The sequence below is a fragment of the Xanthomonas sacchari genome, from assembly GCF_024266585.1.
Lineage (GTDB): Bacteria > Pseudomonadota > Gammaproteobacteria > Xanthomonadales > Xanthomonadaceae > Xanthomonas_A > Xanthomonas_A sacchari_C.
Map to the genome: position 1 here is coordinate 2,312,583 of NZ_CP100647.1, position 26,738 is coordinate 2,339,320.

The 26,738-nt window shown below is 69.9% G+C and carries 27 protein-coding genes; 15 read left to right on the forward strand and 12 right to left on the reverse strand.

Going from position 1 to position 26,738, the window contains the following annotated elements; all coding sequences use genetic code 11:
* Positions 1-29: 29 nt before the first annotated feature.
* Together NKJ47_RS09435 and NKJ47_RS09440 are read right to left on the reverse strand one after the other, a co-directional pair.
* On the reverse strand, positions 30-470 hold the full coding sequence (locus tag NKJ47_RS09435) for a carboxymuconolactone decarboxylase family protein (RefSeq protein WP_254461392.1): 441 nt from the start codon (positions 468-470) through the stop codon (positions 30-32).
* Positions 471-555: 85 nt separating this feature from the next.
* On the reverse strand, positions 556-1,434 hold the full coding sequence (locus NKJ47_RS09440) for an RNA polymerase sigma-70 factor (RefSeq protein ID WP_254461190.1): 879 nt from the start codon (positions 1,432-1,434) through the stop codon (positions 556-558).
* 102 nt (positions 1,435-1,536) lie between these two features.
* On the opposite strand from NKJ47_RS09440, the gene NKJ47_RS09445 reads away from it, so the two are divergent.
* Together NKJ47_RS09445 and NKJ47_RS09450 are read left to right on the forward strand one after the other, a co-directional pair.
* Complete coding sequence (locus tag NKJ47_RS09445) at positions 1,537-3,057, forward strand: fumarate hydratase (RefSeq protein WP_254461191.1); 1,521 nt, start codon at positions 1,537-1,539, stop codon at positions 3,055-3,057.
* A 106-nt stretch (positions 3,058-3,163) separates the two neighbouring features.
* A complete protein-coding gene (locus tag NKJ47_RS09450; RefSeq protein ID WP_254461192.1) occupies positions 3,164-3,799 on the forward strand; it encodes a glutathione S-transferase family protein in 636 nt (211 codons plus the stop codon).
* A 283-nt stretch (positions 3,800-4,082) separates the two neighbouring features.
* Here the strand turns inward: NKJ47_RS09450 and NKJ47_RS09455 are convergent, their stop codons facing one another.
* Positions 4,083-4,721 (reverse strand): hypothetical protein, encoded by a 639-nt coding sequence (locus NKJ47_RS09455; RefSeq protein WP_254461193.1) that lies wholly within the window; start codon positions 4,719-4,721, stop codon positions 4,083-4,085.
* Positions 4,722-4,867: 146 nt separating this feature from the next.
* Between NKJ47_RS09455 and NKJ47_RS09460 the strand changes: the two genes are divergently transcribed.
* The 3 genes from NKJ47_RS09460 to NKJ47_RS09470 all read left to right on the forward strand — a co-directional run bounded on the left by NKJ47_RS09460 (position 4,868) and on the right by NKJ47_RS09470 (position 8,397).
* Complete coding sequence (locus NKJ47_RS09460; RefSeq protein WP_254461194.1) at positions 4,868-5,650, forward strand: hypothetical protein; 783 nt, start codon at positions 4,868-4,870, stop codon at positions 5,648-5,650.
* Between the two features lie 252 nt (positions 5,651-5,902).
* Entirely contained in the window at positions 5,903-6,307 is a 405-nt protein-coding gene (locus NKJ47_RS09465) for a DUF2946 family protein (RefSeq protein WP_254461195.1), read from the forward strand.
* Positions 6,308-6,342: 35 nt separating this feature from the next.
* Positions 6,343-8,397 (forward strand): TonB-dependent copper receptor, encoded by a 2,055-nt coding sequence (locus tag NKJ47_RS09470; RefSeq protein ID WP_254461196.1) that lies wholly within the window; start codon positions 6,343-6,345, stop codon positions 8,395-8,397.
* A gap of 189 nt (positions 8,398-8,586) precedes the next feature.
* Here the strand turns inward: NKJ47_RS09470 and NKJ47_RS09475 are convergent, their stop codons facing one another.
* The 3 genes from NKJ47_RS09475 to NKJ47_RS09485 all read right to left on the reverse strand — a co-directional run bounded on the left by NKJ47_RS09475 (position 8,587) and on the right by NKJ47_RS09485 (position 11,120).
* Positions 8,587-8,952, reverse strand: coding sequence for a GatB/YqeY domain-containing protein (locus NKJ47_RS09475; RefSeq protein ID WP_254461197.1), 366 nt, complete (start codon positions 8,950-8,952; stop codon positions 8,587-8,589).
* A gap of 266 nt (positions 8,953-9,218) precedes the next feature.
* Entirely contained in the window at positions 9,219-10,370 is a 1,152-nt protein-coding gene (locus NKJ47_RS09480; protein WP_254461198.1) for a phospholipase A, read from the reverse strand.
* A 264-nt stretch (positions 10,371-10,634) separates the two neighbouring features.
* A complete protein-coding gene (locus tag NKJ47_RS09485) occupies positions 10,635-11,120 on the reverse strand; it encodes a DUF456 domain-containing protein (RefSeq protein ID WP_254461199.1) in 486 nt (161 codons plus the stop codon).
* A 238-nt stretch (positions 11,121-11,358) separates the two neighbouring features.
* Between NKJ47_RS09485 and NKJ47_RS09490 the strand changes: the two genes are divergently transcribed.
* Positions 11,359-11,577, forward strand: coding sequence for a cold-shock protein (locus NKJ47_RS09490; protein WP_153750422.1), 219 nt, complete (start codon positions 11,359-11,361; stop codon positions 11,575-11,577).
* 91 nt (positions 11,578-11,668) lie between these two features.
* On the opposite strand, the gene NKJ47_RS09495 is transcribed toward NKJ47_RS09490, so the two are convergent.
* Both NKJ47_RS09495 and NKJ47_RS09500 read right to left on the reverse strand, forming a co-directional pair.
* Positions 11,669-12,151, reverse strand: coding sequence for a glycine zipper 2TM domain-containing protein (locus NKJ47_RS09495; protein ID WP_254461200.1), 483 nt, complete (start codon positions 12,149-12,151; stop codon positions 11,669-11,671).
* A 287-nt stretch (positions 12,152-12,438) separates the two neighbouring features.
* Positions 12,439-12,867: a hypothetical protein gene (locus NKJ47_RS09500; RefSeq protein ID WP_254461201.1), complete on the reverse strand. Its 429-nt coding sequence runs from the start codon at positions 12,865-12,867 to the stop codon at positions 12,439-12,441.
* Positions 12,868-13,035: 168 nt separating this feature from the next.
* Between NKJ47_RS09500 and NKJ47_RS09505 the strand changes: the two genes are divergently transcribed.
* A complete protein-coding gene (locus tag NKJ47_RS09505; protein WP_254461202.1) occupies positions 13,036-13,848 on the forward strand; it encodes a tRNA threonylcarbamoyladenosine dehydratase in 813 nt (270 codons plus the stop codon).
* Here NKJ47_RS09505 and NKJ47_RS09510 read toward each other — a convergent pair.
* The 3 genes from NKJ47_RS09510 to NKJ47_RS09520 form a co-directional block, all read right to left on the reverse strand.
* A complete protein-coding gene (locus NKJ47_RS09510) occupies positions 13,845-15,272 on the reverse strand; it encodes a putative bifunctional diguanylate cyclase/phosphodiesterase (protein ID WP_254461393.1) in 1,428 nt (475 codons plus the stop codon). The genes NKJ47_RS09505 and NKJ47_RS09510 overlap by 4 nt on opposite strands.
* A 473-nt stretch (positions 15,273-15,745) precedes the next feature.
* Complete coding sequence (locus tag NKJ47_RS09515) at positions 15,746-16,540, reverse strand: TatD family hydrolase (protein WP_254461203.1); 795 nt, start codon at positions 16,538-16,540, stop codon at positions 15,746-15,748.
* 6 nt (positions 16,541-16,546) lie between these two features.
* Entirely contained in the window at positions 16,547-16,783 is a 237-nt protein-coding gene (locus tag NKJ47_RS09520) for a DUF6116 family protein (RefSeq protein ID WP_254461204.1), read from the reverse strand.
* A gap of 173 nt (positions 16,784-16,956) precedes the next feature.
* On the opposite strand from NKJ47_RS09520, the gene NKJ47_RS09525 reads away from it, so the two are divergent.
* The 6 genes from NKJ47_RS09525 to NKJ47_RS09550 all read left to right on the forward strand — a co-directional run bounded on the left by NKJ47_RS09525 (position 16,957) and on the right by NKJ47_RS09550 (position 22,625).
* Entirely contained in the window at positions 16,957-17,772 is an 816-nt protein-coding gene (locus NKJ47_RS09525) for a glycine zipper 2TM domain-containing protein (RefSeq protein ID WP_302329813.1), read from the forward strand.
* Between the two features lie 112 nt (positions 17,773-17,884).
* Positions 17,885-19,048: an acyl-CoA dehydrogenase family protein gene (locus NKJ47_RS09530; RefSeq protein WP_429002511.1), complete on the forward strand. Its 1,164-nt coding sequence runs from the start codon at positions 17,885-17,887 to the stop codon at positions 19,046-19,048.
* A 48-nt stretch (positions 19,049-19,096) separates the two neighbouring features.
* Positions 19,097-19,636 carry a GNAT family N-acetyltransferase gene (locus NKJ47_RS09535; protein ID WP_254461206.1) on the forward strand — a complete coding sequence of 180 codons (540 nt, stop codon included), beginning with the start codon at positions 19,097-19,099 and terminating at the stop codon, positions 19,634-19,636.
* A 37-nt stretch (positions 19,637-19,673) separates the two neighbouring features.
* On the forward strand, positions 19,674-20,351 hold the full coding sequence (locus NKJ47_RS09540) for a glutathione S-transferase family protein (protein WP_254461207.1): 678 nt from the start codon (positions 19,674-19,676) through the stop codon (positions 20,349-20,351).
* 52 nt (positions 20,352-20,403) lie between these two features.
* Complete coding sequence (locus tag NKJ47_RS09545; protein ID WP_254461208.1) at positions 20,404-20,958, forward strand: NADPH-dependent FMN reductase; 555 nt, start codon at positions 20,404-20,406, stop codon at positions 20,956-20,958.
* Positions 20,959-21,206: 248 nt separating this feature from the next.
* Positions 21,207-22,625: a replicative DNA helicase gene (locus tag NKJ47_RS09550; protein WP_254461209.1), complete on the forward strand. Its 1,419-nt coding sequence runs from the start codon at positions 21,207-21,209 to the stop codon at positions 22,623-22,625.
* A gap of 82 nt (positions 22,626-22,707) precedes the next feature.
* Here NKJ47_RS09550 and NKJ47_RS09555 read toward each other — a convergent pair whose 3' ends face one another.
* The gene (locus NKJ47_RS09555) at positions 22,708-23,217 is read right to left on the reverse strand and encodes a hypothetical protein (protein WP_254461210.1); all 510 of its coding nucleotides are present in this window, start codon (positions 23,215-23,217) and stop codon (positions 22,708-22,710) included.
* Between the two features lie 499 nt (positions 23,218-23,716).
* Here NKJ47_RS09555 and NKJ47_RS09560 point away from each other — a divergent pair, with 499 nt between their 5' ends.
* The gene (locus NKJ47_RS09560; RefSeq protein WP_254461211.1) at positions 23,717-25,138 is read left to right on the forward strand and encodes a cryptochrome/photolyase family protein; all 1,422 of its coding nucleotides are present in this window, start codon (positions 23,717-23,719) and stop codon (positions 25,136-25,138) included.
* Between the two features lie 95 nt (positions 25,139-25,233).
* Complete coding sequence (locus NKJ47_RS09565) at positions 25,234-26,688, forward strand: WS/DGAT/MGAT family O-acyltransferase (protein WP_254461212.1); 1,455 nt, start codon at positions 25,234-25,236, stop codon at positions 26,686-26,688.
* The last annotated feature ends 50 nt before the right edge of the window (positions 26,689-26,738 follow it).

Below are 26,738 nucleotides of genomic sequence, written 5' to 3' on the forward strand. Positions count from 1 at the left end.
CCCCATTCCCCATTCCCGGCGCGCAGCGCCTACGGCAGCGCCGGCTGCAAGCCGACGCCCAGCCGGTTCCAGGCGTTGATCACCGCCACGGCCATGGTCAGCGCGCTGATGCCGGCCGGGTCGAACTGCGCCGCGAGTGCGTCGTACACGGCCTGCGGCGGTGCGCCGGCCGGTAGCGTGGTCAGCGCCTCGGCCCAGGCCAGCGCGGCGCGCTCGCGGGCGTCGAAGAAGCGGCTGTCGCGCCAGGCGGCGAGGGTGTCGAGCTTGCGCGGTTCGGTGCCGGCGTTGCGCAGGGCGGTGGCGTGCATGTCGATGCAGTAGGCGCAGCCGTTGAGCTGGGACACGCGCAGGAACACCAGTTCGGTGAGGGCGCTGCCGAGCGTGCCGCCGTGGACTTGCTGGCTGGCACCGAGCAGGGCGCGGTACGCCTCGGGTTCGTGGCGGGTGTAGTCGATCCGATGGAAGTGCATGGGCGTGGCGGTCATGGCGGCCACCATGGCCGCCTTCCCCTCCAGGACGCGGCGGCGCGTGCCGGCGTGACAGCGCCGCCGCAGGTCAGTCGCCGGCGGCAGGGCGCGCGCTCGGTGTCGGCAGCTTGTCCGGGTTCATCAGGGTCAGCACTTCGGCGATGCGCTCGCCGTCGATGCGCAGCACCGTTGCCGAGTGCAACCGCGGCCCCAGGAAGCGCAGGATCGCCGGTTCGCCGTTGACCGTGCCGATCCGCGCCTGCAGGCCCAGGTTGCGCCGCGCCAAGGCCCAGTACAGCCGGCCGATGCGCTCGGCGCCGCGCAGCGGGCGCAGACTGGCGGTGACCTTGCCGCCGCCGTCGGAGCGCAACTGCGCGTCGGCATGCAGCAATGCCGCGATGGCGGCGCGGTCGCCGCGCTGCGAGGCGTGCAGGAAGCGCTCCAGCAGCTGGCGGTGGCGCTCCGGCGTGACCGCGAAGCGCACCTGGTCCTGGCCAAGGCGCTCACGCGCCCGGTGCACCAGTTGCCGGCAGCCGGCCTCGCTGCGCTCCAGGGTGCGGCCGATCTGCGCGTAGTCGTAGTCGAAGGCCTCCTTCAACAGGAAGGCGGCGCGCTCGTGCGGGCCGAGCCGCTCCAGCAGCGCCAGGAACGCCACCGACACCTGCTCGGCACGGGCATGGCGCTCGGCCGGGTCGGCGGCGTCGGCGATCTCCAGCGGCTCGGGCAGCCACGGGCCGACGTAGTGGACGCGGGCGCTGCGCGCCGCGCGCAGGCGGTCCAGGCCGAGCCGGGTGGTGGCGGTCACCAGCCAGGCTTCGGGGTCGCGGATCGCGTCGCGGTCGCTGGCCTGCCAGCGCAGCCAGGCGTCCTGCACGGTGTCCTCGGCGTCGGCGCGGCTGCCGAGCAGGCGGTAGGCCAGGCCGAACAGCCTGGTGCGGTGGGATTCGAAGGTCGGATCGTGGGTCATGACGACCAGGACGGAACAGGGCGTGCCGGCGTGACAGCGGGCGGGGCCGCCACTTTGCCCTAAAATGAGCCGGCTTCCCCCCCGCCAGCCGCAGAGCCAGCCGTGACCTCGATCAAGCAGGAAGACCTCATCCAGTCCGTCGCCGACGCGCTGCAATACATCAGCTACTACCACCCGGTCGACTACATCAAGAACCTGTCCGCCGCCTACGAGCGCGAGCAGTCGCCGGCGGCCAAGGACGCCATCGCACAGATCCTGATCAATTCGCGCATGTGCGCCGAGGGCCACCGGCCGATCTGCCAGGACACCGGCATCGTCACCGTGTTCCTCGAGATCGGCATGAACGTGCGCTGGGACGACGCCACCATGGGCGTGGAGGACATGGTCAACGAGGGCGTGCGCCGCGCCTACAACCATCCGGACAACAAGCTGCGCGCCTCGGTGCTGGCCGACCCGGCCGGCAAGCGCCAGAACACCAAGGACAACACCCCGGCGGTGGTCAACGTCAAGGTCGTCCCCGGCGACACCGTGGACGTCATCGTCGCCGCCAAGGGCGGCGGCTCGGAAGCCAAGAGCAAGTTCGCCATGCTCAACCCGTCCGACTCCGTCGTCGACTGGGTGCTCAAGACCGTGCCGACCATGGGCGCCGGCTGGTGCCCGCCGGGCATGCTCGGCATCGGCATCGGCGGCACCGCCGAGAAGGCGATGCTGCTGGCCAAGGAAGCGCTGATGGAGCCGATCGACATCGTCGACCTGCAGGCCCGCGGCGCCTCCAACCGTGCCGAGGAACTGCGCCTGGAGCTGTACGAAAAGGTCAACGCGCTGGGCATCGGCGCGCAGGGCCTGGGCGGCCTGACCACGGTGCTGGACATCAAGGTCAAGGACTACCCGACTCACGCCGCCAACCTGCCGGTGGCGCTGATCCCCAACTGCGCGGCCACCCGCCATGCGCACTTCACCCTGGACGGCAGCGGCGCGGTGATGCTGGATCCGCCGTCGCTGGAAGACTGGCCCACGCTGACCTACAACCCGACCAACGCGCGCCGGGTGAACCTGGACACCATCACCCGCGAGGACGTGGCCAGCTTCAAGCCGGGCGAGACGATCCTGCTCAACGGCAAGCTGCTGACCGGCCGCGACGCCGCGCACAAGCGCATGATCGACATGCTCAACCGCGGCGAGACGCTGCCGGTGGACTTCACCAACCGCTTCATTTACTACGTCGGCCCGGTCGATCCGGTGCGCGACGAGGTGGTGGGCCCGGCCGGCCCCACCACCGCCACGCGCATGGACAAGTTCACCCGGCAGATGCTGGAGCAGACCGGCCTGCTGGGCATGGTCGGCAAGTCCGAGCGCGGCGATGCGGCGATCGCCGCGATCCGCGACAACAAGGCGGTGTACCTGATGGCGGTCGGCGGCTCGGCCTACCTGGTGTCCAAGGCGATCAAGGCCAGCAAGGTGCTGGCCTTCGAAGACCTGGGCATGGAGGCGATCTACGAGTTCGAGGTCAAGGACATGCCGGTGACGGTGGCGGTCGATGCCAGCGGCGAGTCGGTGCACAAGACCGGCCCGCGCGAGTGGCAGGCGCGCATCGGCAAGATCCCGGTGGTGGTCGAGGCCTGATCGGCCCGGCGAACGCCGGCGCTGGCGCCGGCGTTCCGCGCGGTGCTGGCGGCACGCCGGCGTCGCGGCAATAATCGGCGCTGGTTCCGCCTTCGGGGAAAGCGTTGTGTCCATTGTGCTTTACGGTTCGCCCAGTACCGCTTCGTTCGTCGTGCACTGGTTGTTGATCGAACTGCAGGTCGATTTCGAACTGCGCATGCTCGATTTCGACCGCCAGGAGCAGAAAAGCCCCGAGTACCTGGCGCTCAACCCGCAGGGGCGGGTGCCGACGCTGGTCCTGGACGGGCAGGTGCTGACCGAATCGGTCGCCATCGCCATGCACCTGGCCGACCTGTATCCGCACGCCGGCCTGGCGCCGCCGCCCGGCACCCCCGAGCGCGCGGCCTATTACCGCTGGATGCTGTTCGGCGCCTACACCCTGATGCCGGCCTATCGCGCCTGGTTCTACTCCGACGAACCGGCCGGCGCCGAGAATGCCGAGCGCGTGCGCGCCAACGCCCGCGCGTTCCTGGAAAAGGCCTGGGACGAAGTGGCGGCGCACCTGGAGCAGGGCGGCCCCTACCTGCTGGGCGAGCACTGCAGCGCCGCCGACTTCGTGCTGGTCATGCTGATGCGTTGGTCGCGCAACATGCCGCGGCCCACCGACACCTGGCCGGCGCTGAAGGCGCTGGCCGACAGGATGAAGGCGCGCCCGGCGTTCCACGAGGCCTATCGCCGCGAGGGCATTAGCGACTGGATGTGAGGCGCGCGCGCTGAGCCTGGCCGTACCGACGGTCGCGCTGTCTGGCAGCGGCTGTCGAAGTTTCCCGGCAGGTTTTCGCTGAGCGCCGGAGCAGGGCTTGCGGAGCATCCGCAAGCCCCGTGGTGTGTCAGGTCCCAGCGTTGGACTCGCAGCGGCCAGGCGCTGGTCAACTGCCGATGCTGCAACCGTCTGCAAGCAACGAGATAACCGGTGCAGAATCTGGTCCGGTCGCGCTAAGCGCCTGTGGTCGCCGGGGTGGAAACGTCCGTATGGGACGCCCCAGCTACTGGCAAACCTGGGTCACCAGCGCCGAGCAGGTCAGCGAGCCGCTATTGGCGTCATAGGCGCCATTGCACCCCATTTTGACGGTGCCGGGGCCGTTGGCCACGATCGATTGCCCGACGGGCAGGACGACCATGGACGCTCCCGGATTTGTCACACCGCAGGTCGTTCCGTAGATTCCGCCGGATGCCGCGGTACATTTCACGGTCGCGCCAGCCTTGATCGGTGTCGTCGCAACGATATTGCGCTGCCCTTTTATCGATGAATTCAGTGTCGTCGACTGGCGGCAGACCGTGTCCTCGACCGTGGCGGCGCACGACAGGCTCCCGCTGTTGTAGTCGTACTGACCGCTGCAGTTCAGCACAACCGTCCCCGCGCCAGTGGTCCCGATGGAATCTCCCTGGTTGATGGCGCCGTACCAGCCGGGTGCTTGAATCATGCACTTGGTGCCGTCGGTGCCGGGCGCGCTTGCCTGCGTGCAGGTCACGGTGGAAGGCACGGAGGTGGAAGCCGTCCCGTTGTACGTATTTCCATGGCTCGCGCTTGCCGTGATCGTCTGGGTGGCCGCATATGATGAAAAACTTGCAGCCGCAAATCCCAGGACGAGCGTTGAAACAATCACTACACTGGTCGTCCTCATAAAATCCTCCTTGATGGGTGGCGCAAGCGATTTTCCGATACGACATGATGCTCTGGACGCGCAAGCGCTCCACCCATGAAACTTGCATGTGCAGGCCGCAGCATTACCTGCCTGATCCGGCGAGCGTGTCAAGCGCTATTTTCTGAATGCGCGCATCCAAACAGCTCCATTCGCGTTATTGCCAAGTGGCCGCGAAAGCAGGATGCAGAAAGCCCAAGGAGATCGAGGTGAGGATTACACGGAATCGCATTTTTTCGATCGCGCTCGTGGTGGCGTGTCTGGTCGTTGCATGCGCTCCGGGCGACAAGACTGCACTGGAAGGGCGTGCTCGCCACGCGATTGAGTCCGCTGCAGTGCCGGCCTCACCGCATGGTCGCCAGCTGCAACGTGTGGACGAAGAACACGTACCGAAGCAGGACAGGCCGCGTCTAGGAACGGCAGCGGAGAATCCAGTGAAGAGCGCAAATCTCCCTGCGGAGATCGACATGATCCGCAGCGGTCAGCTATCGCGCGATCGTGCAGTCAGCCTGATGAGTGGCGAGGCCTTCCTCGAGTTTATGAAGACGATGTCCTCTCAATCCCGGCGCGATGTGGAGTCCGCGGAACTGACTGAAGTGTACGCAAGGCAGATATTGAGCGGTGTCACCGACGATCGTGCCATCTCCTTGGCGTCATTTGCTTGTGGAATCAGCATTTGCGCCGGGCGCTTGATCGCCTACGGCCCGCAGGGCGAGGCGCAGTATCAGCGCATCCACGCCGCGCTGTTCTCGGGCGAAGGCGCGCCGGCTTACTCCATGATCGAACTGCCGGTTTCGCAGGGGGCTTTGCCTGCCGAGCATCGCTTCATTTTCAGTACGGAGCAGGGAATGAACAGCATCGGCGCTGCGTCTGGCGCGCAGACGCACGTGAATGGCGGCATGGGCGATTGACGCGCAGGCTCGTGCCGAGAGCTGAGCAGGCGCCTCCCGTTCACTCCCGGCGCCGGTCGTTCCACGCTCCCGCACCATCGTCGTGGACGTCTGCCACGCCGCCTGCCCATCGGCAGCGCGTGGCGACGCAGGCCCGGCGGCCCGCCTGCGTCACGTTGTCGCACCCGCCGCCATGCCGTGGCCGCCACCCGCGTCGCCACCTAGAATGATGCGGTGTCCGTTCCCTGCCTTCCCGCCCGACTGCGCCGCCTGATGCGCTGGCCCGCCTTGCTGGCCGCGCTGTTGCTGGTGGGCGCGCCGGTGGCCAGCCGCCTCCTCGAGGCGGAGACGCTGCCGGTGCCGTTGTGTACCTCGGCCGGATTGCAGGCCGCCGCGGACGGGCTGGCGCAGCACGGTGCGGTCCAGGCCGGCCATGCCGATGCAGCGGGCGCGCAGCGCGACCATGGCCCGGCGCATGCCGCCTGCGACTACTGCCTGCTCGCCGCGCGGTTGTTGCCGTGGTTGGCGATCGTCCTGCTGCTGGCCGCGGCGCTGCCGGCACCGGCAGCCGCGACGCCGCTGCGCCACCGCGTCCATGCCGCCGTGCGCCGGCGCGCGCATGCGGCACGTGGGCCGCCACCGGGTCTCCAGAACGCCCTCCTGCTTCCGGTGCGCTAGGCGCGCCGGCGCCGTTCCTTTCTGGAGTTCACCTCATGCCTCAGTTCCTGCCGCCGCCCGCGCGGGCGGCGTTGTCGTGCTGCCTGCTCGCCAGCCTGTTTCCCGCCGCCGGCCATGCCGAGACACCCGCTACCACCACCCTCGAACGGATGCTGGTGACCGCCACCGCGCCGGTCGCGCCACTGACCTGGACGGTCGATCCGAAACTGCCGCGGCAGCCGGTGCCGGCCAGCGACGGCGCCGACTATCTGAAGACGGTCCCCGGCTTCGCCGCGATCCGCAACGGCGGCACCAACGGCGATCCGGTGCTGCGCGGGATGTTCGGCTCGCGGCTCAACGTGCTCAGCAACGACGGCACCCTGATCGGTGCGTGCCCGGCGCGGATGGACAACGCGCTGTCCTACATCGCCCCGGAAACCTTCGACCGGCTCACCATCGTCAAGGGGCCGCAGACGGTGCGCTGGGGGCCCGGCGCCTCCGCCGGCACCGTGCGCTTCGAGCGCGACACCCCGCACTACGCCGCGCCGACCCTGGAAGGCGAGGCCAGCGCGCTGGTCGGTTCCTGGAACCGCAACGACCAGACCCTGGACCTGCGCGGCGGCAGCCGCGGCGGCTACGCACGCGTGGACGCCAACCGCTCCGAGTCCGATGACTACCGCGATGGCGACGGTGCGGTGGTGCCGTCGCGCTGGCGCAAGTGGAACGCCGACGCCGCGGTGGGCTGGACCCCGGATCCGGACACCGTGCTGGAACTCTCCGCCGGCAGCGGCGACGGCCTGGCCCGCTACGCCGGGCGCAGCATGGACGGCACCCAGTTCCGCCGCCGCAGCTATGCCGCGCGTTTCGAGCGCACCGATCTGCCTGGCGCCTGGGAGGCGCTGCGCGCCAATGCCTACGTCAACGACGCCGACCATGTCATGGACAACTACACGCTGCGCCGGCCCAACCCGCAGTCGGCGATGCCGATGCCGATGGCCGCCAACGTGGACCGGCGCACCAGTGGCGGCCGCGTGGAATCGGAGTGGCGCTGGGACCAGGTCGTGGTCCAGGCCGGTGTGGACACTCAGCAAAGCCGCCACCGCGACCGCAGCGCCAGCGGCGAGGGTGTGTACCGGACGGTGCCGTGGCGGACCGATGCGCGGTTCGACAACCTCGGCGCCTTCGCCGAAGCCACCTTCGGCGCCGGGACCGCGCAGCGCTGGATCGCCGGCTTGCGCGTGGACCGCGCGCAGGTCGAGGACACCCGCCGCAGCGTCGGCATGATGGGCATGCCCAATCCCACCGCCGGGCAGACGCGCCGCGAAGACCTGGGCAGCGGCTTCCTGCGCCTGGAGCGCACTCTTTCCGCCGATACCGTCTGGTATGCCGGGCTGGGCCGCAGCGCACGCATGCCGGACTACTGGGAACTGTTCTCCGCCGACATGGGCCCGATCGGCGCGGCCAACGCCTTCGCCGGGCTGCGTCCGGAGCGCACCACCCAGCTCGACCTCGGCCTGCAGTACCGCGGCGCCACCGTGCAGGGGTGGGTGTCGGCCTATGCCGGGCGGGTGCAGGACTTCATCCTGTTCACCTATGCCGAGGGCGGCATGATGGGCACCTCCACCCGCGTCGACAACGTCGACGCACGCATTGCCGGGGCCGAGGCCGGACTGGACTGGCAGCCGTGGCAGGGCCTGACCCTCGGCGGCACGCTGGCCTATGCCTGGGGCGAGAACCGCAGCGACGGTACGCCGTTGCCGCAGATGCCGCCGCTGGAGTCGCGGTGGCGGGTGGAGTGGGAAGGCCAGCGTTGGTCGGCCGGGGCGCTGCTGCGCGCGGTGGCGCGGCAGGGACGGGTGGCGCCGGACCAGGGCAACGTCGTCGGCCGCGACCTCGGCCGCAGCGCCGGGTTCGCCACGCTGGGGCTGAGCGGCGGCTACCGCGTCAGCGCGGCGCTGCGCCTGACCGCCGGCATCGACAACGTCTTCGACCGGCGCTACAGCGAACACCTCAATCTGGCCGGTAGCGCCGACTTCGGTTTCCCGGCCGACCCGGTGCGCATCGCCGAACCGGGCCGCAACCTGTGGCTGAAGGGCAACTATCGGTTCTGAGTGCGGCGGAGGCGCCTGGCCGCCGCGCGAGGCCGCCGTGGCCGTTGCGGCAAGCGCCGGTGGACGATCGGCGTCGGGCTGCCGCCGCCGTCATCGCCCCGCACGCGTTTCATGCGGTCGGCGACCGACAGGCAAGGCGGTCCCGCCGGTCTGCGGCGTCGCGATCGTCCGGCCGCCGCCGCGCCCGGCTCAGTGCGCAGGCGGCAGATAGCGCCGCAACACCCGCACCGCGTCGTCCAGCGCTTGCGCCCGCTCGTCCTGGGCGAGGCGGCGATAGGTCGCGGCGGCGGCGCCGCGGGCGTGGATCTCGTGTTCGAGCAGCGCGCGCAGCGCGGCGTCGTCCAGCAACTGGCGCGGCACTTCCACCGCCGGATCGCCGAAGGCGTGGACCCGGTAGCGGTCGTGGCGGTCGCCGACCGCGACCGCCTGCGCATCGTCGACGGCGGCGATCAGCTGGCGCAGGACCGCGACCTCGGCGGCGTTGCGCGCGCGCAGCGCCGCCGTCAGGTCGGTCTTGAGGCGCGCCACCAGGCGCGCGGCGGCATCGGTGCTCATGGGCGCATGGTCGGTGCTCGCCAGGCGCCGCCGCAAGTGGGCGGCGCTTGCGGCGGCGCCGTGCGGGGAGTCGGCGGGGTGGCGCCAGCCTCAACTGTGCCGCTGGTGTGGCATCGCAGCGGTAAGGAGGGCTGGCTTCGCGTTGCGCGCGTGGCGGACGGCGGCTGAAGCGGCCGTCGCACACGACAGCCGTCCGGCTGCCGCATGCGGTACTTCGTGTGCCTAGACGGCGCCGGCGGCGCAGACGCTCCGGCCGTGGAGCCGGTTCAGAACCACTCCAGCAGCGAGATGCCGACGCCGACGTAGGTCGCGCGGTGGTTGTAGTCGATCATGCTCTCGCCGTAGCCGTCGAACACCTGCACATGGCCGCGCAGCAGGTTGCTGATCGGGAAGCCCCAGTCCAGTTGCACCGCGCCGTGCGAGCGGTCGCCGCCGCGCAGCGAATGCCGCGCCATCAGCGCCACTTCGTGGCCGTTGCGGTTGTAGATCAGGGTCGCGTCGCCACGGCCCATGTAGTCCTCGATGTCCGGGTTGTTGTCCTGCTTGCGGCTCTCCGGGATGCGGTACCAGGGGCGCAGCACCAGCGCCCAGTTCTCGCGGTCCAGGCCGATGTTGAGCATCGCCCGGTTCCAGCTGCGCGACAGCGGATCGCTGCGGCCGTTGGACTGGTGGGTCAGCTGGATGCCGGTCATCCGTCCCTTCCAGCCGAACAGGCTGTAGTTGTTGCGGAACACCAGCATCAGTTCCGGCTCGTAGTTGGTCTCGCGGAACGGCCGCGACTGCTCGGCGTTGTAGACCTGCCAGCGCGAGCTCTGGGTGTAGCCGCCCCACAGGTCGCCGTTGTCGCCGAAGATGTTCTCCACGATCTTAGTCTTGAAGCTCAGCTGGAATTTCGCCTCCACGCTGTCCAGCGGCTCGGCGGTGGTCACCGTGTTGGCCGGGTTCGGCGAGGACGGCATCTCGTTCTTCTTGCTGGTCCAGAACGCCGGCAGCAGGTACACCGGCTTGTAGGCGCGCAACTGGAAGGTGCCCAGCTTGGAGTCCTTGGCCAGTTCCCAGCGGCTGTCCAGCAGCGAGCCCTTGCCGGCATTGGCGATGGTGCTGTCGTAGCGGTCCTGCTTGAACAGCGCGGCGGCGCGCTGGCGGGCGCGCTCGGCGACGCTGGCGTCCTCGGGCACGCTGGCATCCAGACGCTGCTTCTGGCGTTCGCTGGCCACCTGGGCGGCGGCATCGGCCGCCTGCGGGTCGGCGACCTTGCGCGAAAGCGCCTGGTCGTAACAGGCCAGGCGCGCGGCGTCGCTGGAGATCGCCACGCAGGCCTCCGGCGAGGCGGGGGTGGGCAGGACTTCCTGGGCGTGCGCAAGCGGCACGGCCGCGATCGACAGCAGCAACAGGGGACGGACCTGGCGGTGGGACATGCGGTTCTCGCTGCAACGGGCGGCGCGGGCGGGTGGTGCGCTGCCGGGGTGAATGGCCGGCAGCGAAAATACAGGAAGCTACGCCAACAGGGTCATCACACGTTCATGCTGCCACCGCGACGCCGTCTTCAGGGCCGCTCTAATAACGCCGGGACGCGACCTGCAGGGGCGGCTTCAGCGCGACGGGCTTACCGGGAACGCCCGTCGCGGCTGAAGCCGCTCCCACGGAACAGGGCATGCGTGGCGAACGTGGGTTGTGGTCCTTCAGACGACCCATGCCACCGCGAACACGGCGAGCATCGCCAGCGCCAGGCCGAGCTTGGCGGCGGTGCCCAGGACGATGCCCAGCCAGGTGCCGACGCCGACCCGGGTCGCCTGGCGCAGTTCGCGGCCATGCCAGTACTCGCCGACCAGCGCGCCGACGAAGGGGCCGACGAACAGCCCGATCGGCATGAAGAACAGGCCGGCGATGCTGCCCAGCACCGATCCCCACAGCGCCTTGCGGCTGGCGCCGACGCGCTGCGCGCCGAACGCGGTGGCCAGCAGGTCGACCAGCAGCGACAGCGCGGTGAGCACGCCCAGCACCGTCAGCGTCGGCCAGCCCAGCCGCTGGAAGCCGTCGGCCCAGGCCGCCAGCGCCATGCCGGCGAACATCAGCGGGGTGCCGGGCAGGGCCGGCAGCACCACCCCCGCCAGCCCGACCAGCACCAGCAGACCGGCACACAGGTAATAGATGAACGCAGGGTCCATGTGGCTCACCGCCGGGCAGTTTTGGGGGTTGACAGGCGGGGCATTTTTGATGATTGCATTTTCATTTTGGCCGGGGTAAGTTGCAGCCGCTGCGCTTGCAAAGGTCACCGTGAATCGTGGCCTGATGCGGTAGATCCATCGATCCGCTACATCGTTATACCTCGCTTCCTCCTTGCAACCAGCCGCCGCACCCCCGGCGTACCCACCCCTGAGACGTGTTCCAAGGAGTAAGTCGATCATGAACGGCAACGGCAATCGCGAAAACGGCACCGTGAAGTGGTTCAACGATGCCAAGGGCTTCGGTTTCATCAGCCGCGAAAACGGCGAGGACGTGTTCGTGCACTTCCGGGCCATCCAGACCCAGGGCTTCAAGAGCCTGAAGGAAGGTCAGAAGGTCAGCTTCACCGTGGTGCAGGGCCAGAAGGGCCTGCAGGCCGACGCGGTACAGCCGCTCTGAGTCGCCGCCGCGCGCCGCGTCGCGCCAAGCGCAGCAAAAAGGCCCGCAATGCGGGCCTTTTTGCGTTTCCGGCAATGGTCGGCGCGGCCGATCAGCGCGGCACGACGCGCCCGTTGACCACGCGCACGTAGGTGTTCTCGCGCACGCCGGCGAGGTCGCGCTGGTTGACCACGATCACCCGGCCGTCGTCCATCTGCACGTGCACGTCGTAGGTGTCGCTGGTGACGTTCTTCTGGATCTGGTTGCCGGCGAGCGCGCCAGCCGCCGCGCCGGCCACCGCCGACACGTTCTGGTTGCCCTTGCTGCCGCCGGTGTGGTCGGAAATCTCGTGGCCGGCGACCGCGCCGACGATGCCGCCGAGGATCGCGCCGGTGGCCGACGGCGCGGTGCGCCCGGACGGCACGGTGTCGATGCGGGTGACGATGCCGCAGTCGGCGCAGCGGGTCTGGGTGTAGCCGCCGCCCGCCGGCTGGCTGTAGCCGCCGCCGTAACCGCCGCCATAGCCGGGGGACGTGGCGCAGCCGGCCAGCGCCAGGGTCGCCACGGCAGCGGTGGCCATCAGTTGGATCTTCATGGGTGCTCTCCTCGACAGACAGTGATGGAGCGCGGCAGCGCCGCGTTCGGACGCATCCTGTCCACCCCTGCGTGAATGCAACGCCAACCCTGGCAGGCGCCGTTCAGCCTCGCGGCGGCCGGCGTCAGCGGCAATTCATCGAAAGGGGCGCGGGGCGGTCAGCGCAACAGCGTGCCGGCGGATCTGCGAAACGACCGCGGCAACGCGCGCCGGGTGGGCAGCGAAACGTGCCGCGGCACGTGCGCGATGAAGCCCGCAGGCAGGTCGGCGCCGATCTCGCCGGATGGTCAGCGGAAATCGCGGTGGCAGGCGTCGCAGCGTTCGTCGATCTGCTGGCGGGCCTGCGCCAGCGCGGCGCAGTCCGCCGGCGGATGCGCCAGCGCCGCATCCAGGCCGGCGCGTAGCGCGGCGGCGTGCTCGCGGAAGCGGCTGTCGTCGGCCAGGGCGGGAAACGCCGTGCCCAGTTCGTCGCCGAGCAGGCGCAGCGTGCGCAGCCGCGCCTGCGGGCCGGCGCCATTGCACTGCCGGTACGCGGTGTCGCGTTCGAGCAGCGCCAACTGTTTGCCCATGACCTGCATCAGGCTGCGCGGGAACGGATCCTGCCGCGCCTGCACCGCACGCAGCGTCATCACCGTCAGGACCAGGCCGAGCAGCAACCCGGCCAGCAGCACGAACAGATAGCGGGAGGCGGAGGCGGGCGGGGGCGGCTTGGCCATCGGAGGCGTGCGCAGCGGGAGGGAGCCCCGATGGTACGCCCGCGGCCACGCGTCGCGCGCGAGCGCCCAGGCCACGGCGCGAATCTCCAATCTCCAATCTCCAATCTCCAATCCCGAATCCCGAATCCCGAATCCCGGCTCCACCCCACGATCCCCTAAAATGGGCGCATGAACGAACAATGGCGCGAGCGCTTCGCCGGCATCGACCGGCTCTATGGGCAAGGCACGATCGAGCGGCTGGCGCACTGCCGGGTGGCGGTGGTCGGCATGGGCGGGGTCGGCTCGTGGGTGGTGGAGGCGCTGGCGCGCTCGGCGGTCGGCCATGTGACCCTGATCGACGCCGACGACATCTGCGTCTCCAATACCAACCGGCAGTTGCCGGCGCTGGCCGGGCAGTACGGGCGCAACAAGGCCGTGGCCATGGCCGAGCGCTGCGTGGCGATCAATCCGCAGATCGAGGCGGTCGCGGTCGAGGCCTTCCTGACCCCGGCCAACATCGCCGAACTGCTCGATGCCGGGTTCGACCTGGTGATCGACGCCTGCGACAGCTTCCGGGTCAAGGTCGAGACCATCGCCTGGTGCCGGCGGCGCAAGCTGCCGCTGCTGACCGTGGGCTCAGCCGGCGGACGCACCGACCCGACCCTGGTGCGGATCCGCGACGTGTCGCGCACCGAGCACGACGCGATGCTGGCGCTGATCCGCAAGAAGCTGCGCAGCGAATTCAATTTTCCCAAGAACCCGCAGCGCTATTTCGGCGTGCCGGCGGTGTACTCGCTGGAGAACGTGCGCTACCCGCAGGCCGACGGCAGCGTCTGCGGCTTGCGGCCGGCGCTGGGGCCGGATGCGGCGCTGAACCTGGACTGCGGCGCCGGATTGGGCGCGGCCACGCACATCACCGGGGCGTTCGCCTTCGCCGCGGTCGGCAAGGCGCTGGAGATGCTGTTGAAGCGCGCCGCCGCGCGCGAGGCCGCGGCCGCCTAGCGCTTGTCGGGGCAGGGGTCGGGCGGGTCCGCCGCGCCGGTCGACAGGTTGCGCTCGGTGGCGGCCTGCAGCACGGCCAGCCGTTCCAGGTCGTGCGCCGGCTGCGGGCGGCCGAACAGGAAGCCCTGGAAGTGCCGGCAGCCCATCGCCGAGAGCATCTCGCACTGCTGCGCGTCCTCGATGCCTTCGGCGAGCGCGACCATGCCCATCACCTCGGAGATCTCCACGATCTTCGCCAGCAGGCGCCGCGAGGACTCGTCGGCCTTGGCGTCGTTGACGAACTGCCGGTCGATCTTGAGCTTGGTGACCGGCAGCGTCCTGAGCATCGCCAGCGACGAGAAGCCGGTGCCGAAGTCGTCCAGCGCCCAGCCGATGCCGAACGCCTTGAGTTCGTGCATCTTGGCGCGCACCGCGGCGGTGTCCACGTACAGCGCCGATTCGGTCAGCTCGAATTCCAGCGACGCCGGCGCCACGCCCTCGCCGGTGATCACCTGCTTCACTGCGGCCACGAAGTTGGGGTCGAGCAACTGCACCGGGCTGACGTTCACCGCCACCACCAGTGCGCGCAGGTCCGGGTCGTGCGACCAGCGCCGCAGGGTGCTGCAGACCTGGCGCAGCACTTCCAGGCCCACTTCGCGGATCAACTGGCTTTCTTCGGCCAGCGGGATGAACTTGTCCGGGGTCAGCAGCTTGCCGCTGGGATGCCGCCAGCGCACCAGCGCCTCGGCCCCGAGCATGCTGCCGCTTGCGTTGACCTGCGGCTGGTACAGCACCTCGATCTCGCCGTTGCCGACCGCCCGTGCCAGTTCCCGTTCCAGCGAGATGCGCGCGTTCACGTCGTTGCGGTAGATGTGCAGGATCGCCGCCAGCAGCCCGGCCGCGCAGGCCAGGTTGGACACCGCGCCGAGCTGGCGCATCCGCAACGGTGGCGACGCATGCGGCGCCAGCCAGTCCAGTTCGCCCGAGCCGAAGGCGACGAAGGCGGCCAGGCACGCCATGGGAAACACCAGCGCGCGGTAGCTGCGGCTGCGCTCGAACACGAACAGCGCGCCGGCCGCCAGCGTCAGGAAATAGGTGTGTACCGAGCGCGGCACCGTGCCGATCGGTGCGTCGATGATCGAGATCACCAGCACCACCACGAAGATGCCGTGCGCGACCAGCGACAGCGAGGCCTCGTCGCACTGATGGCGTCGGCCGAGTGCGAGCAGGCCGACCGCGGTCAGTCCGACGAAGGCGAAGGCCAGTTCCGGCCGGCCGTAGTACAGGTAGCACATGGTCCACAGGACGCCGAGCGTGGTGCACGACACCCCGGCCAGGGTCAGGGTACTGCGCATCTTGCGGCTGCGATTGCCGTCGCGGAACTTCAGCGTGACCCAGCTTTCGCCGTTGGAGGCGTATTTTTCCGACCCGGCGCCACTCTTCATCGCCACGGCGCCCGCATGCGCGCGGTCGCCGTCCGCGCGGGAAAGGCGGCGGTCGAGGAGATCGCACGCGCGCACCGCGCGCTGTGGAGAAGCGGGTAGGGGGAACGGCTTGCCGATTGTTTCACGCCAGGATGATCCGATCTGCCAGAACGCGTGCCATCGAGCCGGCCGCCGAGCCTTCGCTGAGAGCGAACGGGTTCACACTCCGGTGCCTGGCGGACAAACACTCCGCTCGCCGTTTCAGCGCGGTGCACAGTAGCAGAAGCGAGCACGCGGAAACCCTGCCAAAAGAGGCCGATCCGGTAGCCCAGTTCACAGTTTCGTGCGAAAGGTGCGCGGCAAGCGGCGGTCGGGCGTGTTGCTGCGGTCCGCGCCCGCCGTGAGGCGCTCGGTGCCTTGCGTGGCGGCGGTGCGCTGGCGCATCGCTGCGGCATCGGCGCGCGGCGCTGGCTGTCTGCGAACGCGATCCTGCCTCAGGCCGGAGCGGCGGCGTCGGCGCGTGGCTCGGGCAGGCCGAACAGGCGTCGCGCGTTGGCCGTGGTCTGCGCCGCGATGGACGCGGGGGATGCGTCGCGCAGCGTGGCGATCGTGTCCAGCACCGTGCGCAGCCGCGCCGGTTCGTTGCGCTGGCCGCGGATCGCCGCATCCGGCTGGTCCGGGGCATCGGTCTCCAGCAGCAGCTGCTGCAACGGCAGCGCGGCGGCCAGCCGGCGCAGGCGCTGCGCCCGCGCATAGGTGACCGGCCCGCCCAGCCCGACCAGGAAATCCAGCGAGCGCAACTGTGCAGCCTGTTCGGCGCTGCCGGCGAAACTGTGCACCACGCCACGCACGCGCCCGACCTGGCGGATCGCCAGGATCACCGCGTCCACCGCGCGCCGGGCGTGCACGATCACTGGCAGGTCGAAGTGGCGCGCCAACTGCAGCTGTCCGACGAAGTAGCGCTGCTGCTCGGCCGCGTCCAGGCCTTCGACGAAGAAGTCCAGGCCGCACTCGCCGATCGCGCACGGCCGCTCGCGTTCGATCCATTCCTCCAAGGCCTGCAGGTGCGCGGGCCGGTGCTCGGCCAGGAACAGCGGATGCAGGCCGTACGCCGGATACAGGCCGGGTGCGGTCGCACAGACCGCGCGCAGCTTGGGCCAGGACGCCGCGGTCACCGCCGGCACCACCTGCGCCTGCACGCCGGCCGCCTGCGCGCGCGCGATCACGGCGGTGCGGTCGGGGTCGAACTCCTCCGCGTCCAGGTGGCAGTGACTGTCGATCAACTGCATCGGCGATCAGCGGCGCACGCGCTGCGCGGTCGAGGTCAGCGGCTCGGTGGCCTGCGCCGGCGTGCGGGTCTTCCAGTTGGCCAGCAGCAGCGTGCCCAGGCCGAACACGATCTCGTCGATGAAGGGCACCGGATCGGGCAGCAGCACGCTCAGCACGAACAGGCCGGCGGTGATCTTGAACAGCGTCGGGTAGCGCAGTTTGCCCGCCCAGCGCAGCAGCGGATACACGATCGGGTTGGGCATGGCAGGTTCTCCGGGGCAGCGGTGGAAACGCTAACAGCCGCGATATGGCGACGTTCCGGGGACGTTACCAGTCGCGTATCCGCCGCGTTACTGAATAGGGAGCGGATCGGTTCAGCTTCGGCGTGGTAATCACAGCACCGTAGACAACGCGGTCAGCCCGCAGGAGAGCACACATGAAAAGCACTACGACAACCGTTCTGGTCGCGGCTGGCGCCTTGCTGGTCGGCGGCGTCGCCACCGCAGCCTTCATGAACAATCGCGACAAACCGGTGGACGTCGCCAGCAGCGACGTGCGCCCGGCTCTGGACAATACGCGCGGCGACAGCGCGATGGACAACAGCGTCGGCGGCAAGCTCGAGTACGCCGACGTGGTGCGGGTCGATCCGATCACCCAGAAGCAGCAGCGCTACGCCCAGGTGATCGGCACCGAGCCGCTGCGCGAGACCTCCACCACCACCACCCCGCGCCAGGTGTGCAACGACGTGGTGGTGCAGGAGCGCCTGCCCGAGCGCGACGGCAACGTCGGCGGCACCGTGGTCGGTGCGCTGGTCGGCGGCCTGCTCGGCAACCAGGTCGGCCACGGCAACGGCCGCAAGGCCGCCACCGCGGCCGGCGCGGTGGCCGGCGGCTTCATCGGCAACCGCATCGACCAGAACCACGTCGGCGGCCGCGTGGTCGACCGCACCGAGCGCCAGTGCCACACCGAGAACAGCACCGCGCAGTCCTCGACCATCACCGGCTACAACGTGACCTACCGCAACGACGACGGCACCACCGGCACCATGCGCATGGACAGCAAGCCGGGCAGCCGCATCGCCATGGGCACGCAGGACGTGGTCAAGGGCTACGACGTGACCTACCGCTACGACGGCCAGGAAAAGACCGTGCGCATGGACGACCGCCCGAACAGCGACCGCCTGCCGGTGCTGGACGGCCGCCTGGTCACCCAGACCGCCTCGGCCGGCGACAGCGCCGTCAGCCAGCGCTGATCCGCCACTGCTGTGTCTCCCCGAAGGCCGGCGCTTGCGCCGGCCTTCGTCTATTTGCGGGTGGCGGCGCGGGCAGGGCCGATACAATGCGGCTTTCGCCGTGGACACCGCCATGCCCCTGCCTTGCGACGACCTGTTCAACGTAGCCGCGCTGCTGAGCGAGGAAGAACGCGCGATCCAGCAGGCGGTGGCGCGCTTCGTCGACGCCAAGGTGCTGCCGGTGATCGGCGATGCCTTCGACCAGGCGCGGTTCCCGCGCGAGCTGGTGCCGGAACTGGCGCAACTGGGGCTGCTCGGCGCCAGCCTGCCCGCGGGGCAGGGCGGCGGCGGCCTCAACGCGGTCTGCTACGGCCTGATCTGCCAGGAGCTGGAGCGCGGCGACAGCGGCCTGCGCAGCTTCGTCAGCGTGCAGTCCTCGCTGTGCATGTATCCGATCCACGCCTACGGCAGCGATGCGCAACGCCAGCGCTGGCTGCCGGCGATGGCCGCCGGCACGGCGATCGGCTGCTTTGGCCTGACCGAGTCCCAGGGCGGCTCCGACCCCGCGGCGATGCAGACCCGCGCGGTGCGCGACGGCGACGGCTGGCGCCTGCGCGGCGACAAGATGTGGATCACCAACGGCAGCATCGCCGACGTGGCGATCGTGTGGGCGCAGACCGAGGATGGCGTGCAGGGCTTCCTGGTCGAGGCGGGCACCCCGGGCTTCGGTACCCAGGACATCGCGCACAAGATGAGCCTGCGCGCCTCGGTGACCTCGGCGCTGTTCTTCGACGACGTGCGTCTGCCCGACAGCCAGCGCTTGCCGGGTGTGCGCGGGCTCAAGGGCCCGCTGGGCTGCCTGACCCAGGCCCGCTACGGCATCAGCTGGGGCGCGATCGGCGCGGCCATCGCCTGCCTGCGCGAGGTGCTGGCCTACGCCTGCGAGCGCCTGCTGTTCGGGCGGCCGCTGGCGGCGACGCAGAGCGCGCAGATCAAGCTGGCCGACATGGCGCGGCGCATCGCCACCGCGCAGTTGCTGGCGCTGCAATTGGGCCGGCTCAAGGACGCCGGCACGCTGCAGCCGGCGCAGGTGTCGCTGGCCAAGTGGAACAACGTGCGCATGGCCCTGGACATCGCCCGCGAGTGCCGCGACCTGCTCGGCGGCGCCGGCATCACCACCGACTACGGCGCGATCCGCCATGCCCTGAACCTGGAATCGGTGATCACCTACGAAGGCACCGAGACCGTGCACCAGTTGGTGGTCGGGCGCGAGCTGACCGGCATCAATGCGTTTTGACCCATGGCCCGCGCGCGGATCCGGGCGCGTTCTGCAGGAGGACCGACGATGAGTGTTTTCGATGTGCGCGTGGAGACCGAGCGGCTGCTGTTGCGCCCGCCCTGTGCCGAGGATTTTGCGGCGTTTTGCGCCTTCGCCGCCGATGCGCAGACCATGCACCACCTCGGCGGCGTGCAGGTGCCGTCGGTGGCCTGGCGCGGCCTGGCGGCGATGGTCGGCAGCTGGCAGTTGCAGGGCTTTGCGATGTTCTCGGTGATCGAGAAGCGCAGCGGGCAGTGGATCGGCCGGGTCGGTCCCTGGCAGCCGCACGGCTGGCCGGGCACCGAGGTCGGCTGGGGCATCGCGCGTGCGTACTGGGGCCACGGCTATGCGCCGGAGGCGGCCGCGGCGTCGATCGACTGGGCATTCGCGCACCTGGGCTGGAGCGAGGTGATCCACGTCATCGCCCCGGACAACGCCAACTCCAAGGCGGTGGCGGGCAAGCTCGGTTCGCGGTATCTGCGCCCGGGGCAATTGCCGGAGCCGCTGGCGCAGGAGCCGATCGAGGTCTGGGGCCAGTCGCGGGCGCACTGGCAGGCGCGGCGTTGAGCCGCGGCGGGGACAGAATTCCACACAGGAGCGATGCATGACATCCGAACGTTTCCCGTTGACCGTGTACGGCATGGCGCTGTCCGGCAATTGCTACAAGGTGCGGCTGTTGCTGGACCAGCTCGGCTGCGCCTACCGCTGGGTGGAGATCGACAGCGCCAACGGCCAGACCCGCACCCCGGCGTTCCTGGCCAAGAACCCCAACGGCAAGGTGCCGCTGCTGGAACGCGAGGACGGGCGCGTGCTGGCCGAATCCAACGCCATCCTGTGCTGGCTGGCCGAGGGCACCGGCTATCTGCCCACCGATCCCTGGCAGCGCGCGCAGGCGCTGAGCTGGCTGTTCTTCGAGCAATACAGCCACGAACCCTACGTGGCGGTGGCGCGCTTCGTCTGCGGCTGGACGCCGGCCGACTCGCCGCGTCGCGCCGAACTGCCGCGCCTGCGCGAGGGGGCGATGCGGGCGCTGGCGGTGATGGAGCAGCACCTGCAGGCGCAGGCCTGGTTCACCGGCTCGGCCTACGGCATCGCCGATATCGCGTTGTTCGCCTACACCCACTGCGCCGGCGATGCCGGCATCGCGCTGGCGCGCCATCCGGCGCTGTGCGACTGGTTGCAGCGGGTGCGCGCGACGCCGGGTTTCGTGGCGCTGCCGCCGCTGCCGGAGCAGGTGCGTGCGCGGCTGGCGCTGGCCGCGTCGCCAGCGGCGTTCACCTGATGGCCGCGCACCGGCAGCTAGCCTGCAGGTCCATTCGGTTAGGAGCAACGCCATGAGCCAGTACCGCATTGCCGTTTTCGTCGGCAGCCTGCGCAAGGAGTCGTTCAACCGGCGCCTGGCACGCGCGCTGGAGCGACTCGCCGGCGAGCGTGCGCGCTTCGAGTACATCGAGATCGGCGACCTGCCGCTGTACAACCAGGATCACGACCACGACTACCCGGAGCAGGGCCGGCGCCTGAAGACCCAGGTCAGCAGCGCCGATGCGGTGTTGTTCGTCACCCCGGAATACAACCGCTCCATCCCCGGCGTGCTCAAGAACGCCATCGACCTGGGCTCGCGGCCGTACGGCGAGAGCGCCTTCGCCGGCAAGCCGGCGGCGGTCTGCGGGACCTCGCCGGGGGCGATCGGCAGCGCCCTGGCCCAGCAGCACCTGCGCAACGTGCTGGCCTACCTGGACATGCCGGTGCTCGGGCAGCCGGAGATCTTTCTGCAGTTCAAGGAAGGCCTGATCGCCGAGGACGGCGCCATCGACGACGAGCGCACGCGCAAGTTCCTCGCCGGCTTCGTCGACAAGTTCATTGCCTGGGTCGACGAATTGCAGGCCTGAGCCGCGCCACGCGCGCCGTCGGTGGCGCGCGGATCGGGCCGGGGGGCCTTGTGCGGCAGGGCATGGGCGAGGTTTTCAACCGCTTGTCCCCAGACTTGTCCCCAGCGCGGGCGAGCCGCCGCGCTGCGCACCGCGGCCCGTGCAGGCGCCGCGCCCTAGCCCCGGCCGAGCGCGGCGACTAAAATCGGCACCCGGGCCGCGGTGAGGCCGCGCCCGGCGCCCCGCGCCCCACAGAGAAGACCCAGCCTATGTCCGCCCGTCCCGGCTACCGTGGCGATCGCAAAAGCGAGCGCAACGAACGCAGCGAGCCGCGTCTCGACCAACTGCGGGTGCCGCCGCACTCGATCGAGGCCGAACAGGCCGTACTCGGCGGCCTGATGCTGGCGCCGGAGGCCTACGACCGGGTCAACGACCAGCTCACCGACAAGGACTTCTACCGGCGCGATCACCAGTTGATCTACCGCGCGATCCGCGAGTTGGCCGAGAAGGGGCGCCCGTTCGACGCGGTGACCCTGGGCGAGTGGTTCGAATCGCAAGGCAAGCTGGAGATGGTCGGCGACGGCGCCTACCTGATCGAGCTGGCCAGCACCACGCCCTCGGCCGCCAACATCGCCGCCTACGCCGAGATCGTCCGCGACAAGGCGGTGCTGCGGCAGTTGATCGAGGTCGGCACCACCATCGTCAACGACGGCTTCCAGCCCGAAGGCCGCGAGAGCGCGGAACTGCTGGCGTCGGCGGAAAAGGCCGTGTTCCAGATCGCCGAAGCCGGCGCGCGTGGGCGCAGCGACTTCGTGGCGATGCCCGGCGCGTTGAAGGACGCGTTCGAGGAGCTGCGCAACCGCTTCGAGAACGGCGGCAACATCACCGGCCTGCCGACCGGCTACAACGATTTCGATGCGATGACCGCCGGCCTGCAGCCGACCGACCTGATCATCCTTGCCGCGCGTCCGGCGATGGGCAAGACCACCTTCGCGCTGAACATCGCCGAGTACGCGGCGATCAAGTCGAAGAAGGCGGTGGCGGTGTTCTCGATGGAAATGTCCGCCTCGCAGCTGGCGATGCGCCTGATCTCCTCCAACGGCCGCATCAACGCGCAGCGCTTGCGTACCGGCCAGCTCGAGGACGAGGACTGGGCGCGGGTCACCGGCGCGATCAAGATGCTCAAGGAGACCAAGATCTTCATCGACGACACGCCAGGCGTGTCGCCGGAAGTGCTGCGCTCCAAGGCGCGCCGGCTCAAGCGCGAACACGACCTGGGCCTGATCGTGATCGACTACCTGCAGCTGATGTCGGTGCCCGGCAACAGCGAGAACCGCGCCACCGAGATCTCGGAGATCTCGCGCTCGCTCAAGGGCCTGGCCAAGGAACTGGGGGTGCCGGTGATCGCGCTGTCGCAGCTCAACCGCTCGCTGGAAACGCGCACCGACAAGCGTCCGGTGATGGCCGACCTGCGCGAATCCGGCGCGATCGAGCAGGACGCGGACATGATCGTGTTCATCTACCGCGACGACTACTACAACAAGGAAAATTCGCCGGACAAGGGCCTGGCCGAGATCATCATCGGCAAGCACCGCGGCGGCCCGACCGGCTCGTGCAAGCTCAAGTTCTTCGGCGAATACACCCGCTTCGACAACCTCGCGCACGATTCGGTGGGCGCGTTCGAGTAAGCCGCCGCCCGCATCCGCGGGCAACGGCGGTGACACGTGTGGCGCCCGGAGTGTTCCGGGCACCGTCCGCATGGCGCGACGATCAGTAGGGAATCTCGATCTCGGCGTTGCTGGTGGCGTCGTAGGTGTTGGCGCCGTACTCGGCGTGGTGGGTGCACACCACGGTGATCTTGCGGTAGATCCCATAGACGAAGTTGGACGTGAAGTGCACGTCGACCAGCGCGCCGTTGCCTTCCTCGTCGTAGTCGGTGGTGTAGCCGTTGCCGACCTGGTCGTAGGCGTTGCAGCGCACGTTGATGTAGCGGGCGTCGACCCGATCGTTGTTGGCGTTGGCGAAGCGCGAGTAGGCGCGGATCTTCAGACGCTTGCCACCGGCGGGGCGGTTGTCGGACTCGTAGCCCTGGTTCTGGATCACGCCCTGCAGCGTGTAGACCGGCGTGCTGCCGCCGCCACCGCCGCCGCCACATTCGATGCCGTTATCGGCGCTGACTTCGTTCTGGAATTCGCCCGGTTCGGTGGTGCAGGCCATCGCCAGCGGGGCGGCGAGGCTCAGTGCCAGGGTGACGAGGGCTTTTGCGATGCGCTTATCCATGGTCTTGCTCTCCTGAAGGTCTTGCGGATGTCGGCGATGGGCATGAGCGCGCTGCGCCGTGCACTGCCCGCAGCGCGTCGCGGCCCTGCCGGTGCAGGTCCGTACGCGGGCGGTTCGGGGCGCACGCAGCCGCGCCGCCGGCCGTGGTGGCGGTGAGGTCGCAGCGGCGATGGCGGATGTCCCCGTGCGCGCGAGACGGCGGTGGCCGTGTCGTGCGCGGTGCAGCGAAAGCACGGATGACGTCCTTCCCCGGAACGTCATCCAACAGCAGCGGTCGCGGCGCCGCTTCGACATGACGGCGCCCGCCCCGGCGTTATAGCAGGGGCGGCGAGGCGCACGTGCGCGGCGCGCGGCGATGTCTACGAAATCGGGCCAGGGCGGTACCCGCCGCACACCAACCGGCATCGCCAAGCGCGTGCGGCATACGTCGCCGCATGCTCACTTGGCCGCTGCACCCGATCCGTATCATGGGGCGTCCTTCGCTGCGTCCCGTTCGCGCATGAGCTACGCCATCGTCTGGTTCCGGCGCGACCTGCGCCTGCACGATCAACCCGCCCTGCAGGCCGCCCTGGACGCCGGGCATACGCCGGTGCCGGTGTACCTGCACAGCCCGGAGGACGAGGGCGCGTGGGCCGCGGGCGCGGCCTCGCGCAGCTGGCTGCAGCGCTCGCTGGCGGCGCTGGATGCGCAGCTGCGCGAACGCGGCTCGCGCCTGATCCTGCGTCAGGGCCCGGCCGACACCGCCTTGCGCCAAGTGATCGAGGACTGCGGCGCGCAGGCGGTGTACTGGAACCGCCGCTACGAGCCGGCCACGCAGCCGCGCGATGCGCGGCTCAAACGCGACCTGCGCGAGCAGGGCCTGGAGGTGCACAGCCACAACAGCGCGCTGCTGTTCGAACCCTGGCAACTGGCGACCCAGCAGGGTGGCCCGTACAAGGTCTTCACCCCGTTCTGGCGCAGCGCGCTGAGCCACTGGCAGGTGCCGGCGCTGCAGCCTGCGCCGAAGACCCTGCCGCCGCCGCCCGCGGACCTGCAAAGCCTGCCGCTGGAGCGGCTCGGCCTGGCCCCGGCGCTGGACTGGGACCGCGGTTTCTGGGAGGCGTGGCAGCCGGGCGAGGCGGGGGCGCACGAGGCGCTGGAGGTATTCGTCGATGGCGCGTTGCGCGACTACCTCGCCGGTCGCGACCGCCCCGACCAGGTCGGCACCTCGCGGCTGTCGCCGCATCTGCACTTCGGCGAGATCGCGCCGTGGCGCATCGTCGCGACGCTGGAGCGGCAGCGCCGCGCCGCCACCGCCGCGGCGATCGACGGCTATATCCGCCAGCTCGGCTGGCGCGATTTCGCCCATCACCTGCTGCACCATTTCCCGGACACGCCCGAGCGCAATCTCAATCCGCGCTTCGAGCGCTTTCGCTGGGCCAAGCCCGATGCGGCGCGACTGCACGCCTGGCAGCGCGGCCGCACCGGCGTGCCGATCGTCGATGCCGGCCTGCGCGAGCTGTGGCACACCGGCTGGATGCACAACCGCGTGCGCATGATCGTCGCCAGCTACCTGTGCAAGCACCTGCGCATGCATTGGTCCGAGGGCGCGCGCTGGTTCTGGGACACCCTGGTCGATGCCGACCTGGCCAACAACACGCTGGGCTGGCAGTGGGTGGCCGGTACCGGCGCCGATGCCGCGCCGTATTTCCGCGTGTTCAACCCGGTGACCCAGGCGCAGAAGTTCGATCCGCAGGGCGCGTACATCGCGCGCTGGGTGCCGGAACTGGCGGCGCTGCCGGTGGCCGAGCGCTTCGCCCCGTGGCAGGCGCCGCAGCGGCTGGCCCGCGCCGCGCCGCACTATCCGCGACAGCCGATCGTGGACCTGGCCGCCGGCCGCGATGCGGCGCTGGCCGCCTACCGCGAGACCGCCGCCGGCTGAGCGCCGTGCCGTATTGCGCAGCGCAGCATGGACGCCGGCGCGATTGACGCCCTTCGCGGGGCCATGATTCACTCCGGGCTCGGACAGGAGCCCGCATGGCCACCAGCTCAGCTCGCCGCAAGCCGCCGCGCGAACCGATGTCGCGCGTGGACACCGCCTGGTTGCGGATGGACCGGCCGACCAATCCGATGATGATCACCGGCGTGCTGATGTTCGATGAGCCGCTGACCCTGCAGGCCCTCAAGCAACTGGTGCGCAAGCGCTTCCTGGCCTTCCCGCGGTTCCTGCAGAAGCCGGTGGAGACCGCCACCGGCGCCTACTGGCAGCGCGACGACGATTTCGACCTGGACTGGCACGTGCGCCTGTCGGCCTTGCCCGGGCGCGGGCAGAAGAAGGCGTTGGAGCGCTTCGCCGGGCAGATGGCGTCCACGCCCTTGGACAAGACCAAGCCGCTGTGGCAGTTCCACCTGATCGAACGCTACGAAGGCGGCTCGGCGCTGGTGGCGCGGATCCACCACAGCTACGCCGACGGCATCGCGCTGGTGCAGGTGCTGCTGTCGCTGACCGATACCCAGCGCACGCCGGAACCCTCGGCGCAGCTCGGCCAGGCCTGGCTGAAGGACGACGGCAAGGAGGTGGTGCGCCGGGTCGGCGCGGTGGACCGCTACCTCAAGCTCGGCGGGCGCATGCTCGACAAGGGCCGGGCGATGGCGCAGGACCCGAACCTGCCGACGATGCTGGCGCGCGAAGGCGGGCTGATCGGTCGCGAACTGGTCAATGCCTTGCTGCTGGCCGACGATCCGCCGACGCTGCTGCGCGGCCGCCTCGGCGTCAGCAAGCGCGTGGCCTGGGCCGAGCCGCTGGACCTGGACGAGGTCAAGGCGGTCGGCCGCGCCTGCGACTGCACGGTCAACGATGTGCTGATGGCGACCATGGCCGGCGCCTTGCGCGACTACATGCTCGAGCGCGGCGAGCGCCTGGACGGGGTGACCCTGCGCGCCACCGTGCCGGTCAATCTGCGGCCACTGGAGCACGCGCGCAAGCTCGGCAACCACTTCGGCCTGGTGTTCCTGGAGCTGCCGGTGGGCGAGGCCAATCCGGTGCGGCGCCTGCAGCGCGTGGCCGAGTCGATGCGGCAGCTCAAGCAGTCGCGCCAGGCGATGGTGGTGTTCGGCCTGCTGGCCGCGGTGGGCATGGCGCCGGCGGCGCTGCAGTCGGCGGCGCTGGATCTGTTCAGCCGCAAGGCCACCACCGTGGCGACCAACGTGCCGGGGCCGCAGCAGCCGCTGTACCTGGCCGGCAGCCGCGTGCGCGAGATGATGTTCTGGGTGCCGCAGACCGGTTCGATCGGCGTCGGCGTGTCGATCATGAGCTACAACCACCGCGTGCACTTCGGCCTGATCGGCGATGCGCGGCTGATTCCCGATCCGGACGCGGTGATGCGGCGGGTCGGCGCCGAATTCGAGAAGCTGCTGTACCTGGCGCTGATGAGCGACTGGGAGCAGCCGCTGCGCGCGGCCGAGGCCGAGGGCCTGCTGCGGTCTTCCTGAACCGGACGCATCGCGCGCCTGGCGGCGTTCATCCGCGCCTCGCGTGGCGC